This window comes from Caenispirillum bisanense (assembly GCF_039523075.1).
Taxonomy (GTDB): domain Bacteria; phylum Pseudomonadota; class Alphaproteobacteria; order Rhodospirillales; family Rhodospirillaceae; genus Caenispirillum; species Caenispirillum bisanense.
Genome location: NZ_BAAAEP010000080.1, coordinates 1 through 12,738, shown reverse-complemented (window position 1 = coordinate 12,738; position 12,738 = coordinate 1). Strand labels below are relative to the sequence as shown.

Below are 12,738 nucleotides of genomic sequence, written 5' to 3'. Positions count from 1 at the left end.
AGCCAAGGAGTTGATTGGTACAATTGTCTTCCTAAGACCGCTTGGCCTCCGACTTGGCGGCGGCGGGGCCGGCGGCGGCGGGATCAGGGGAAAGCGCCATCGGACAATATCCTCGTGCCGCGCCGCCACCAGCGGCTCCAGGGGACGGGGTCGATCAGGCCGTCGGACAGCCACACCGGCATCATCTGCCCGGTGGCCTGGATCTCGCCGATCATCAGGGGTTTGCGGACGTGCATGCTGAGGCCGTCGAGGCCGATGTCGTGGCCGGTGAGGCTGCGGGTGCGGCAGTCCGCCAGCGCCTCCCGCACCGCCGGGGCGGAGGAGGTGCGCGCCGCCTGCACCGCCTGCACCCACAGGTCGAAGCCGATGACGCAGCCTTCCATGGCGGCACTGACCACCCGCAGGTCGTCGCCGATCCAGTCCTGCCAGTCGCGGATGAAGGCGTCGTTCTCGGGCGTTTCGAGCGACATGAAATAGCTGGCGGCCGTCAGGTGGCCGACCAGCGGCGTCACGTCCACCGCCGCCAGTTCCTGCTCGCCGATGGACAGCGCCACCACCGGGATGTTGCTGGCGTGGACTTCCTGGCGCACCAGTTCGCGGTAGAAGTGCAGGTTGGCGTCGCCGGCGATGGTGTTGATGACCGCCGTCTTGCCGCCGTGGGCGAAGGCGCGGATGTCGGCCACCACCGGCCGCCAGTCGGTCTCGCCGAAGGGGACGTAGCGGATGACGAAATCCTCCCGCCGCACCTGCCGCGACTGCAGGTAGCCGGCCAGGATGGTGTTGACGGTGCGGGGGTGGATGTCGTCGGTGCCGAGCAGGTAGAACCGCCGCACGCTGCCGCCCTCGGCGCTGAGCAGGTGATCGACCGTCGGCACCGCCTGCTGCTGCGGCGTCGCCCCCAGGTAGACCACATGCGGCGACTGTTCCTGCCCCTCGTAGGGCGCCGGGTAGAACAGCAGGCCGTCCAGCCGCTCCAGCACCGGCAGCACGATCTTGCGCGACGGCGAGGCATAGCAGCCGAACAGCACGTCCACCCCCTCCGCCTCCAGCAGGTGGGTGGCGAGCTGGGCGAATCGCGGCCACGACGAGGCCGGGTCGACCACCACCGGCTCCAGCCGCCGCCCCAGCACGCCGCCGGCGCGGTTCTGGCGGTCGATGAGCATGAGCAGCACGTCCTTCAGCGTCGATTCGCTGATCGCCATGGTGCCCGACAGGGAATGCAGGATGCCGATGCGGATGGGGCCGCCCGCCGCCTGCGCCGGACGTCCCGCCGCCGGGGCCACGCGCGCGAAGCCGCCGCCGGCCGCCGCCATGGCTGCCAGGCCGGACAGCACGCGCCGCCGCGTCGGTCCCTGCCGCATGTCTCTCCCCCTCGCGCCGTGCCCCTCGCCCGGCCCCGCCGACTATGCACCAGACGGCGAGCGGCGCAAAGCATGCTCGCCCGCCGCGCGCCTGCCGAAACGCCTATTGCCTAATCCGACGTGATGCCTAAGGATGTGTGACCGCAAGTTGCGTATGGGAATGGGCGCAGCCGGCGGCACAGGGGAAGCAGGGGGAGCAGCGGCGTCATGGCCGAACGGGTGGTCGTGTGCATCGACGACGACACGATGGTGCTCGATTCCCTGCGCATGGAGCTGGGCGGCCGCATTGTCGGCTGCCGGCTGGAGATGGCCGACCGCGGCGTCGATGCGCTGGAGCTGGTGGACGAACTGCTGGCGGAGGGTGTCGAGATCCCGGTGGTGGTCTGCGACTACTTCCTGCCCGACATCCGCGGCCACGAGCTGCTGAAGCGCATCCACCGCAAGACGCCCGCCACCTTCAACATCCTGCTGACCGGCCAGTCCGACCACGCCGCCATCGTCGCGGCCATCAACGAGGCCAACCTCTACCGCTACATCGCCAAGCCGTGGGAGGCGGAAGACCTCATCCTCACCGTCAACGGCGCGGTGGAAAGCTTCGACCGCGACCGCAAGCTGGCCGAACAGTCGCGCCAGCTGCGCGACAGCGAGGCGCGGCTGCGGGCCTTCGTCGAGAGGGCCGGCGACGGCATCGTCACCATCGACGTCGCCGGCATCGTGCAGTCGGCCAACCCGGCGGTGTCGCGGCTGTTCGGCTATGACCTGGACGAGATCATCGGCTGCAACATCGGCATGCTGATGCGCGGCGAGGACGCCCTGGTCCACGACGGCTACCTCAGCCGCTGCGCCGCCACCGGCCGCAGCACCGTGCTCGACATCAGCCGCGAGGTGGTGGGCCGCCACAAGGACGGCCACGAGGTCTATGTCGACCTGTCGATCAGCGAGTTCCGGGTCGGCGACGCCCTCTATTTCTCCGGCATCATGCGCGACATCGGGCCGCGCCGCCGGCTGGAGCAACTGCACGCCGAAAAGGAACTGGCGGAGGAACAGGCGCGCGCCAAGTCGGCCTTCCTCGCCACCATGAGCCACGAGATCCGCACGCCCATGAACGGCGTCATCGGCATGCTGGAGCTGCTGGAGGCGACCGACCTGGACGGCGAGCAGCGCAACCTGCTGTCGGTGTGCCGCGACTCGGCGCGGTTCCTGCTCACCATCATCGACGACATCCTCGACTTCTCGAAGATCGAGGCCGGCAAGCTGGTGTTCGAAACCGCCGAACTGGCCATCGACGACCTGGTGTTCTCGGTGGCCGACCTGCTCGCCTCGCGCGCCTGGGCGAAGGAGATCGAGCTGGTCACCTTCGTCGACAACGCCATCCCGCCGGTGCTGCGCGGCGATCCGGCGCGGCTGCGGCAGATCCTCATCAACCTGGTCGGCAACGCCATCAAGTTCACCGCCCAGGGACAGGTCAGCGTCTCCGTCTCCCTGCGCGAGCGGGCGGGGGAGGCGGCGCGGCTGCGGTTCGAGGTGACCGACAGCGGCATCGGCCTCAGCACCGAGCAGCAGGCCCGCCTGTTCCGGCCGTTCGAGCAGGCCGACGCCGGCACCACCCGGCGGTTCGGCGGCACCGGCCTCGGCCTTGCCATCTGCCGCCGGCTGGTGGAGATGATGGACGGCGCCATCGGCGTCACCAGCACCCCCGGCGCCGGCTCCACCTTCTGGTTCGAGGTGCCGCTGCCGGTGGCCGAAGGCGCCAGCGAGCGGCCCGACCTGACCGGCATCCGCATCCTGCTGGTGGCGCAGAACGCCGCCTTCCTCAGCGCCATGACCCGCGGCCTCACCGCCGCCGGGGCGGTGGTGGAGGCGGTGGAAAGCTGGCAGGAGGCGCAGCGGCAGGTGCCGGCGGCGGCCATCGTGGGCACGCCGGTGCATCTGGTGGTGGTCGACGACGGCCCGGCGGCCCTGGCCGGCGCCTTCTCCGAATTCGGCACCCTGGGGGCGGAGGCGGTGGCCGGCGTGCCGGTGCTGCTGATGGCGCGGCGCGACCGTGGCGCCATCTCCCGCGTGCAGAGGCGCACCGGCGCCACCTGGGGCCTGACCAAGCCGGCGCGGCCCTACCTGCTGCTGCAGACGGTGGCGGTGGCGGTCGGCCGGGCGGCGCCGGAAACCATCGACCAGGTGATGCACCGCTTCGGCGGCGCCCAGGCGCCGGTGGAGACGGTGGCCGACCTGCCGTTCTCCGGCGGCCGCATCCTGGTGGCGGAAGACACCCCGACCTCGCGCCTGGTCATCGACAAGATGCTGCAGCGCATGGGCCTTGATCCGGTGGTGGTGGAGAACGGCGCCGCGGCGTGGGACGCCTTCCGCGCCGGCGAGTTCGACATGCTCATCACCGACTGCCACATGCCGGAAATGGACGGCTTCCAGCTGACCACCCGCATCCGCGCCCACGAGGCGGAGGCCGGCGGCCACCTGCCCATCGTCGCCCTGTCGGCCGGCGTGCTGCAGGAAGAGAAGGCACGCTGCTTCGACTGCGGCATGGACGACTTCCTCGCCAAGCCGGTGGAATCGGCCAAGCTGCGGCAGGTGCTGTACCGCTGGCTGCCGGTCGCCAGCCGGCCGAGCGAGGCGGCCACCGCCGACTCGCCCGCCGCCGCCCCGGCCCCGGCGCCGGCCCCGGCACCCGCTGTTGCCGCTGCCACCGCCGACGCTGCGCCCGCCGAGGACGGCTGGCCGGTGCTCAGCCTGAGCATCTATGAAGAACTGTTCGGCGAGATCACCGAGGCCGTGCGGCCCGACGTGCGCGGCCTGCTCGGCGCCTTCCTCGACAGCGCCGTCGAGCTGAAGGAGGCCATCGCCGACCGCCACGAGGCCCGCGACGCCGAGGGCCTGCGCCGCGCCTCGCACCGGCTGGTAGGGGCGGCGCTGTCGGCGGGGGCGGTGGAACTGGGCCACCTCTGCCGCCGGGTGGAAACCCAAAGCGCCGCCGGCATCGCCGACTGGCAGGCGGTGGCGGCGCTGGTGAAGGACGTGGAGACCGCCTTCGGCCGCGTTCGCGACGCCATCAACGCGGTCTGACGGGCAGGGAGGAGGGACGCATGAGCGACACCATCACGCAGGCGCCGGCCTCCCCCGCCGCTGCCGATCCGCGCTTCGCCGCCCTGTCGGTGCTGGTGGTCGACGACGATCCCTTCGTGCGCACCATGACGGTGCGGGTGTTCCGCGCCCTGGGCGTCGCCCGCATCGAGCAGGCCGGCGGCGGGCGGGAGGCGCTGTCGCTGATGGGGGCGGCGGAGCAGCCGGTGGACGTCATCGTCTGCGACCTCGACATGCCCGACATGGACGGGGTGGAAACCCTGCGCCACATCGGCGGCCTCAACGCCAATGCCGGCATCATCATCGCCAGCGCCGCCCGGCCGGACATCATCCGCACCGTGGAGGAACTGGCCCGCGCCCGCGGCCTGACCATGCTGGGCGCCCTGCCCAAGCCGCTGACCCCGGCCGGGGTGACGGCGCTGCTGGCCCGGCTCGGCGCCCGTGGCCCCGCCCGGCGCGGCATGGCGGCGGTGGAGGTGACGCGGGAGCGGCTGCTGGCCGCCCTTGACGCCGGCGAGATCGAGGCCTGGTATCAGCCCAAGGTCGCCCTGCCGTCAGGCCGGCTGGAGGGGGTGGAGGCGCTGGTGCGCTGGCGCCACCCCGACCACGGCGTGCTGCCGCCGGTGGTGTTCCTCGACAAGCTGGACGGCTTCGGCCTCACCGACGTGTTCACCGAATACATGCTGCAGACGGCGCTGGCCCAGGCCGGGCGGTGGGCGGCAGAGGGCCTCCGCATCGGCGTGGCGGTCAACCTGTCGGCCAGCAGCCTCTACCGCCTCGACCTGCCGGAGTTCGTTCTCGGCCTTGCCGCCGACCATGGCGTCGCCATCCACCATGTGACGCTGGAGGTGACGGAAAGCGGCCTGATGACCGACATCACCACGCCGTTCGACGTCATCACCCGACTGGCCATGAAGGGGGTGCGGCTGTCCATCGACGACTTCGGCACCGGCTATTCGACCATCCAGCAGCTGGTCCGCCTGCCCTTCACCGAGTTCAAGCTGGACATGAGCTTCGTGCGCGGCGCCGCCGAGAACGAGCGGGTGCGCATCGTGCTGGAAAGCAACGTCGAGATGGCCAAGCGCCTGGACATGAAGGTGGTCGGCGAAGGCGTCGAGACGCGCGACAACTGGGACATGCTGGCCGCCATGGGTGTCGACCTGGTGCAGGGCTACTACGTCGCCAAACCCATGCCGGGGGCCGATCTGCTGCCGTGGGAGCAGAGCCGCCCCTCCCTTGCCACCGCCTCCTGACCTTGCGGAGACCGCCCCATGGCTGAACGTGACCCGTTCGACTTCACGCGCCTGACCGTGCTGCTGGTCGATGACGAGACCTTCGTGCGGACGATGATGAAGCAGATCCTGCGCACCCTCGGCTGCACCAACGTGCGCGAGGCGGCGGACGGTGCCTCGGCGCTGAAGGAGCTGGAGCTGTTCCAGCCGAGCCTGGTCATCTGCGACCTCAACATGGAGCCCATCGACGGGCTGGTGTTCGTGCAGATGGTGCGCAACCACCACCTGCTGGCGGTGCGCGAGCTGCCGATCATCATTCTGTCGGGGCAGAACGACCTTGGCAGCGTCAAGCAAGCGGCGGCGCGCGGCATCAACGCCTACCTCATCAAGCCGGTGAGCATGCAGGCGCTGAAAAGCCGCATCGAGACGGTGATGACCACCCCCCGGCTGGTGCAGGTGACGCCGCCGGCGCCGCGCCGCTGACCCTGCCCGCCCCGGCCGCGGCCGCGGCCACGCTGTAGCCGATCAGGTCGGGCCGTTGTAGAGGTCGGGCCGGCGGTCGGTCAGGTAGGGGTTGAGGCGGCGGGCAGCGTCGTAGGCGGCGGGGTCGATGTCGGCGAAGATCATCTCCTCGTGCTTGCCGGCGCGGACGAGGATGGCGCCGTCGGGGGCCGCCACCGTGCTCAGCCCTTCGTAGACCAGCTGGGTTTCGTGGCCGCAGCGGTTGGCGTAGGCGACGAACACCCCGTTCTCGAAGGCCCGCGCCGGGATGAGCGTTTCCGCCACCGGCCGGTTGGGCACCATCAGCGCCGTCGGCACGCAGATCAGCTGCGCCCCCTGCAGGGCCAGGGTGCGCACCGCCTCGGGAAACTCCACGTCGTAGCACACCAGCACGCCGAGCATGACGCCGTGCAGGTCCACCGGCACGCCCAGGGTGGCGCCGGCGGTGAACACCGCCCGTTCCTCGTCGCCGTAAAGGTGGCTCTTGGCATAGGCGAGGCGGCGGCGGCCATTGGCGTCGATCAGGGTGGCGGTGTTGTAGCAGTGGCCTTCCTCGTCCGTCTCGCCGTGGCCGTAGAGGAGGGCGATGCCGTGCCGCCGGGCGGCTTCCGCCATGCGCTTGAAGTTGGGGCCTTCGGCCGGTTCGGCCAGTTCATACGCCAGTTCGCCGATGTCGTACCCGGACAGGTACATCTCCGGCAGGATCAGCAGCTGGGCGCCGCCGGCGCGGGCGCGGGCGGCGGCTTCCTCGGCGGCGGCGATGTTGGCGTCGATGTCGCCGGGGGTGCCTTCGGTCTGGTAGAGCGCGATGCGGAGCGGCATGAGTCGGCAAGACCTCCCGGCGGGGTGAAACGAGGATACTCCGAACGAGGCTACCGCGCCCGGCGCCTGTCGCCAAGGAGGGGGGGGCCCCCCGAAAGACGAACCCGGCGCACCTTGCGATGCGCCGGGCCGGGTATCAGGGTATGCGGTGCCGTCTCATTCGGCCGGCGAGCCTGCCGGGTGATGCAGCGGCGCCTCCACCCGCGGCCGGTGGCTGCGGGCGAGGATCATGTAGGCCGTCGGCACCACGAACAGGGTCAGCAGGGTGCCGAGGGTCATGCCGCCGACGATCACCCAGCCGATGGCCTGCCGGCTCTCGGCGCCGGCGCCGGTGGCGATGGCCAGCGGCACGGCGCCCAGCACCATGGCGCCGGTGGTCATCAGGATCGGCCGCAGGCGCAGGGCGCTGGCCTCGATCACCGCGTCGAGCTTGGAGGTGCCTTCTTCCTGCAGCTGGTTGGCGAACTCCACGATCAGGATGCCGTGCTTGGTGATGAGGCCGATGAGCGTCACCAGGCCGATCTGGCTGTAGACGTTCAGCGTGTGGCCGGTGAGGTTGAGCGCCAGCAGGGCGCCGGTCACCGACAGCGGCACCGACAGCATGATGACGAAGGGGTCGACGAAGCTTTCGAACTGCGCCGCCAGCACCAGATAGATGAACCCGAGCGCCAGCAGGAAGGTGACGTAAAGGCTCGCCGAGCTGCTGCGGTATTCGCGCGACGGGCCGTCGTAGTCGACCAGCGCTTCCGGCGGCAGCACCCGCGCCGCGATCTCCTCCAGCTTGCCGAGGCCGTCGGACAGGGCGAAGCCCGGCGCCAGGTTGGCGGTGATCTTGGCCGCGCGCATCTGGTTGAAGTGGTTGAGTTCCTTCGGCGCCACCGTTTCCTGCACGGTCACCAGGTTGGACAGCTGGATCATCTCGCCGCCGGCCCCGCGCACGTAGATGGCCGACAGGTCCGACGGCGTGGCGCGGTCGGTGTCCTCCACCTGCACGATGACGTCGTACTGCTTGCCGTTCTGCTTGAAGCGGGTGACCTGGCGGCCGCCCAGCATGGTTTCCAGCGTGCGGCCGATGACCGCCACGTCGGCGCCGACATCGGCCACCTTCTCGCGGTCCACCTGCACCGACAGCTGCGGCTTGTTCAGCTTCAGGTCGCTGTCGAGGTTGATGAAGCCGGGGTACTGCTGGGCCTCCGCCATCATGGCGTTGACCATGCCTTCCAGTTCTTCATAGGTGGCGTTGGTCTGGATGACGAACTGCACCGGCTTGTCGATGGGGCTCTGGCCCAGCGACGGCGGGTTGACCGGGAACGACATGATGCCGGGAATGCCGCCGAACATGCGCGGCTGCATCTCCTTCACGATGTCCTGCTGCAGGCGGTCGCGGGTTTCCCAGTCCTCCAGGCCGATGAAGCTGACGATCTGCGACACCACCGGGAAGCCGGTGACGACGAAGTAGCGCTCCGCCTCCGGCACGCTGGCGTAGACCTGCTCCATCTGGCGGGCGTACTTGTCGGTGAAGGCCAGGGTGGAGCCTTCCGGCGCGATGCCGATGCCGATGATGGTGCCGCGGTCCTCGGTCGGGGCCAGTTCGGACTTGAGGGTGCCGAACAGCAGGTAGGCGCTGCCGGCGACGGCCAGCGCCACCACCGCCACCAGCCAGCGCACCTTCAGCGACGCCGCCAGCAGGCGGCGGTAGCCGTTGGTCATGCCGACCATCACCGACTCGATGGCGTTGTAGACGGCGGAGTGCTTCTTCTCGTGCCGCAGCAGGCGCGAGCACATCATCGGCGACAGGGTCAGCGCCACGAAGCCGGACACCAGCACCGCACCCGCCAGCGTCAGGGCGAATTCGGTGAACAGGCGGCCGGTGCGGCCTTCCATGAAGCCGATGGGGGCATAGACGGCGGCCAGCGTCAGGGTCATGGCGATGACCGCGAAGGCGATCTCGCGGCTGCCCTTGAAGGCCGCCTCGATGGGCGGCAGGCCCTCCTCCACGTGGCGGTGGATGTTTTCCAGCATGACGATGGCGTCGTCCACCACCAGACCGATGGCCAGCACCATGGCCAGCAGGGTCAGGGTGTTGATGGAGAAGCCGAACATGAACATCAGGGCGAAGGCGCCGATCAGCGAGACCGGGATGGTCATCAGCGGCACCAGGGTCGCCCGCACCGAACGCAGGAAGAAGAAGATCACCAGCACCACCAGCACCACCGCCTCGCCGATGGTGGTGAAGACGTTCCTGATGGAGCGGTCGATGAAGATGGAACTGTCGTAGCCGATGTTGACGGCCATGCCCTCGGGCAGGCTCTGCTCGATCAGCGGCAGCATGGCCTGCACGCCCTGGCTGACGTCCAGCGGGTTGGCGGTGGCCTGCTTGATGACGCCGAGCGCCACCGCCGCCTCGCCCTTGAAGCGCACGGCGGTGCGTTCGCTCTGGGCGCCGACCTCGGCGCGGCCGATGTCGCGTAGGCGCACCAGGTAGCCGTCGGCCCGCTTGACGATCAGGTCGTCGAACTGTTCCGGCGTGCGCAGGTCGGTTTCCGCCAGCACGGTGAACTCGCGCTCCGCCGACTCGATGCGGCCGGAGGGGATTTCCACGTTCTGCTGGCGCAGCGCCGCTTCCACTTCCTGCACCGTCAGGCCGTAGGCGGCCAGCCGGGCGCGGTCGATCCACAGCCGCATGGCGTAGCGCCGCTCGCCGAAGATGCGGACGTTGGCGACGCCGTCGATGTTCTGCAGCCGGTCCTTCACGAAGCGGTCGGCGTAGTCGGTGACCTCCAGCGGGGTATGCAGGGCCGAGCTGAAGGCGAGATAGATGATCGGCTGGGCGTCGGCCTCCACCTTGGAGATCACCGGCTCGTCGATTTCCGACGGCAGCAGGCCGCGCACGCGGGCGACGCGGTCGCGCACGTCGTTGGCCGCCTCGTCCGGGTTGCGGGTGAGGCGGAACTTCACCGACACCTGGCTCTGCTCCGGCCGCGAGGTGGAGGTCATCAGCTCGATGCCCTCGATGCCGGCCAGGCTTTCCTCCAGCGGCTGGGTGATCTGCGACTCCATGATCGCCGCCGTGGCGCCGGGGTAGGTGGTCTCGACGTTGACCACCGGCTCGTCGATGTTGGGGTATTCGCGCACCGTCAGGCGGTCGTAGGAGATCACGCCCACCAGCACGATCACCAGACTCATGACGGTGGCGAGCACCGGCCGTTTGATGGAGAGGTCGGACAGGACCACGGCGTCAGCCCTCCTGGGTGGGGGCGGCGGCGTTCTGCGGTGCCGCCTGCGGCGGCGGCATCACCGTCACCGGCATGCCGGGGCGCACCTTCAGCTGGCCGGCGGTGATGACCATGTCGCCTTCCGCCAGGCCGGAGGTGATCTCCACCATGCCCTTGCGGCGGATGCCGAGGGTGACCGGCGCCGGCTCGACGGTGCCGTTCACCACCTTGAACACGATCTGGCTGTTGCCCTGGGGGATCAGCGCCTCTTCCGGGATGACCAGGGCGTTGGGCCGTTCGTCCAGCACCAGGGTGACGCGGGCGAACATGCCGGGGCGCAGCGGGCCGTCCTGGTTGGGCACGCGGGCGCGCAGCAGCACGCTGCGGCCGTTGATGTCCACCTGCGGGTCGATGGCGTAGACCTCGCCGGCGAAGGTCTGGCCGGGCACGGCGTCGACGGTCAGCTGGATGGTCTGGCCGGTGCGCAGGCGGTGGGCGAAGACCTCCGGCACCCGGAAGTCGACCTTGATGGGGTCGACATCGTCCAGGGTGACGATGGCGGCGCCGGGCTGCAGGTAGTCGCCGGCGCTCACCCGCCGCAGGCCGAGCATGCCGTCAAAGGGCGCGTGCAGTTCGGTCTTTTCCATCGCCACCTGGGTCAGGCGCACGCTGGCCTCGTCGGCCCGCAGCTTGGCCAGGGCCTCGTCGCGGCTGCTGGCCGGCAGGTTCTGGCGGCGGTACAGCTCGTCGGCGCGCTCGAAGTTGCGGCGGCTGAGGGCGAGGTTGGCCTCCGCCTTGGCCAGTTCGGCGCGGCGGCTGGCGTCGTCCAGGCGCACCAGCAGGTCGCCCTTGCGGGCCATGCCGCCTTCCTCGAAGGAAATCTGGGCCACCCGGCCGTCGATTTCAGGGCGGATCACGGTGGTCTCGTTGGCGAGCAGCGAGCCGACCACCATCAGGTCGTCGACCACCCGCTCGGCCCGGACCGGCGCCGCTTCCACCGGCATGCCCTGCGGCGCCTGCGCCGCGGCCGGGGCCACGGAAGCGGCGATCAGCACGGCGGCAAGGCCCGCCGTCATCAGGGACTTCGGCATCATCTCTCAAACCCCTCTTGCATGGGTCGCCGCCCCGCAGCGCCCCGCCTTTCATGCAACCGGCTTTATCCTGACCGCGTTGGTCGGAATCGCCAAACGGCAATCGTGTAACAGAGTGTTGCCGCCACGCCACCGCTGGCCGCGACCAGGGCGAATGCGGCGGCCGGACCGAATGCCTCCACCAGCGGCTGGCTGGCCACCGGCGACAGGAACTGGCCCAGGAACAGCGCCGTGGTCAGGCCGCCCAGCGCCCGGCCGCGGAAGCGGGCCGGCACGCGGGCGAGCAGCCACACGCTGGTGTTGGGCATGTTGATGCCCATGGACGGACCGGCGACGGCCATCGCCAGCGCCACCAGCCCCCACCCCTCGGCCACGGCGGCGAGGCCGAAGCCGGCCGCCAGGGCGGTGAAGCCAAGGCCGTAGACCGCCGCCCCGCCGATGCGCCGCCGCAGCGCCCCGAACCCCAGGGCCGCCACGCCGGCCGACAGGTTGAAGCAGCCGATGGCGAGGCCGGTCAGGGTGCCGCTGTCGGCCCCGACGGCGGCCAGCAGGAACGGCAGCTGCGTCGGCACCAGGAAGAACGTCAGCATGGTGAAGAAGGCGGTGCCGTAGAGCAGGGCCACCGCCAGCACCGGCAGCCGCTCCGCCGCACTCTCCCCCTTCGGCGCCGGCCGCCCGGCGGCGGAATCGGACCGAAGCGGTGCATGGTGCCGTGGCGGCTCCGGCAGCACAAAGGCCATTAGGGGTGCAAGCAACAGGGCCGCCAGATAGACCGCGAAGGGGCCGCGCCAGTGGACATCGGCCAGCAGCCCGCCGGCCACCACGAAGACCACCCCGCCGAAGGCCATGAAAGCCGCCTGCAGGCCCAGGAACCGTTCCCGCGCCGGGCCGGCGAAGTAGTCGCCGACCAGGGTCTGCACCGTCGTCATCACCATGGCGACCGCCACGCCGAGCAGCGCCCGCCCGGCCAGGATCGCCCCCAGCCCTTCCGCCACCAGCCCCGATCCGCCGGCCAGCCCGTAGAGCACGGCACCGGCGACGAGGAGGCGGATGCGGCCGAAGCGGTCGATCACCCAGCCGGCCAGCGGCGCGATCAGGGCGATGAACAGCGCCGGCAGGGTGACCACCAGCCGCGCCAGCAGTCCCGCCTGCGGGGTGCCGGCCAGGGCCGCTTCCAGGTCCGGCAGGGCGGGGGAGATCACCGCCGTCGCCATCACCGTCAGGCTGGCCGCCACCAGCAGGCAGCCGCGGATGGCCCGCCCGCGCCAGCCGCCGGCCGGCACCAGCGGCGCCGCGCTGCCGGCGGCCGTCATCGCCCGCCGCCCGCGGAGGCGGCGGTGGCGGGAGCGGGGGGCAGGGCGGCGGCGGGGGGGTCGTCGGGGGGGAGGGAGGGTTCGTTGGGTAGTTCCGCCAGGGGGGAGGC

8 protein-coding genes are annotated in these 12,738 nt (G+C 70.7%); 3 read left to right on the top strand and 5 right to left on the bottom strand.

Annotated features, from left to right (window positions below):
- Positions 1 to 83: 83 nt before the first annotated feature.
- On the bottom strand, positions 84 to 1,361 hold the full coding sequence (locus ABD056_RS21535) for an ABC transporter substrate-binding protein (RefSeq protein ID WP_343870183.1): 1,278 nt from the start codon (positions 1,359 to 1,361) through the stop codon (positions 84 to 86).
- Between the two features lie 207 nt (positions 1,362 to 1,568).
- Here ABD056_RS21535 and ABD056_RS21530 point away from each other — a divergent pair, with 207 nt between their 5' ends.
- The 3 genes from ABD056_RS21530 to ABD056_RS21520 are packed head-to-tail and all read left to right on the top strand — an operon-like array spanning position 1,569 to position 6,169.
- Positions 1,569 to 4,436, top strand: coding sequence for a hybrid sensor histidine kinase/response regulator (locus ABD056_RS21530; protein ID WP_343870182.1), 2,868 nt, complete (start codon positions 1,569 to 1,571; stop codon positions 4,434 to 4,436).
- Between the two features lie 20 nt (positions 4,437 to 4,456).
- Complete coding sequence (locus ABD056_RS21525; RefSeq protein ID WP_343870181.1) at positions 4,457 to 5,707, top strand: EAL domain-containing response regulator; 1,251 nt, start codon at positions 4,457 to 4,459, stop codon at positions 5,705 to 5,707.
- A gap of 18 nt (positions 5,708 to 5,725) precedes the next feature.
- Entirely contained in the window at positions 5,726 to 6,169 is a 444-nt protein-coding gene (locus ABD056_RS21520) for a response regulator (protein ID WP_343870179.1), read from the top strand.
- Between the two features lie 42 nt (positions 6,170 to 6,211).
- Here the strand turns inward: ABD056_RS21520 and ABD056_RS21515 are convergent, their stop codons facing one another.
- The 4 genes from ABD056_RS21515 to ABD056_RS21500 form a co-directional block, all read right to left on the bottom strand.
- Positions 6,212 to 7,009, bottom strand: a complete 798-nt coding sequence (locus ABD056_RS21515) for a carbon-nitrogen hydrolase family protein (protein WP_343870177.1) — start codon at positions 7,007 to 7,009, stop codon at positions 6,212 to 6,214.
- A 156-nt stretch (positions 7,010 to 7,165) separates the two neighbouring features.
- Complete coding sequence (locus tag ABD056_RS21510) at positions 7,166 to 10,243, bottom strand: efflux RND transporter permease subunit (RefSeq protein WP_343870175.1); 3,078 nt, start codon at positions 10,241 to 10,243, stop codon at positions 7,166 to 7,168.
- Between the two features lie 4 nt (positions 10,244 to 10,247).
- Positions 10,248 to 11,318, bottom strand: coding sequence for an efflux RND transporter periplasmic adaptor subunit (locus ABD056_RS21505; RefSeq protein WP_343870173.1), 1,071 nt, complete (start codon positions 11,316 to 11,318; stop codon positions 10,248 to 10,250).
- 62 nt (positions 11,319 to 11,380) lie between these two features.
- Positions 11,381 to 12,628 carry an MFS transporter gene (locus ABD056_RS21500; RefSeq protein ID WP_343870171.1) on the bottom strand — a complete coding sequence of 416 codons (1,248 nt, stop codon included), beginning with the start codon at positions 12,626 to 12,628 and terminating at the stop codon, positions 11,381 to 11,383.
- Positions 12,629 to 12,738 lie beyond the last annotated feature (110 nt).

Excerpts from the sequence above, each read along its gene's own strand:
- ABD056_RS21500 (WP_343870171.1), bottom strand. The coding sequence starts at position 12,628 with ATGACGGCCGCCGGCAGCGCGGCGCCGCTGGTGCCGGCCGGCGGCTGG.
- ABD056_RS21515 (WP_343870177.1), bottom strand. The coding sequence starts at position 7,009 with ATGCCGCTCCGCATCGCGCTCTACCAGACCGAAGGCACCCCCGGCGAC.
- ABD056_RS21520 (WP_343870179.1), top strand. The coding sequence starts at position 5,726 with ATGGCTGAACGTGACCCGTTCGACTTCACGCGCCTGACCGTGCTGCTG.
- ABD056_RS21525 (WP_343870181.1), top strand. The coding sequence starts at position 4,457 with ATGAGCGACACCATCACGCAGGCGCCGGCCTCCCCCGCCGCTGCCGAT.
- ABD056_RS21505 (WP_343870173.1), bottom strand. The coding sequence starts at position 11,318 with ATGATGCCGAAGTCCCTGATGACGGCGGGCCTTGCCGCCGTGCTGATC.
- ABD056_RS21530 (WP_343870182.1), top strand. The coding sequence starts at position 1,569 with ATGGCCGAACGGGTGGTCGTGTGCATCGACGACGACACGATGGTGCTC.
- ABD056_RS21535 (WP_343870183.1), bottom strand. The coding sequence starts at position 1,361 with ATGCGGCAGGGACCGACGCGGCGGCGCGTGCTGTCCGGCCTGGCAGCC.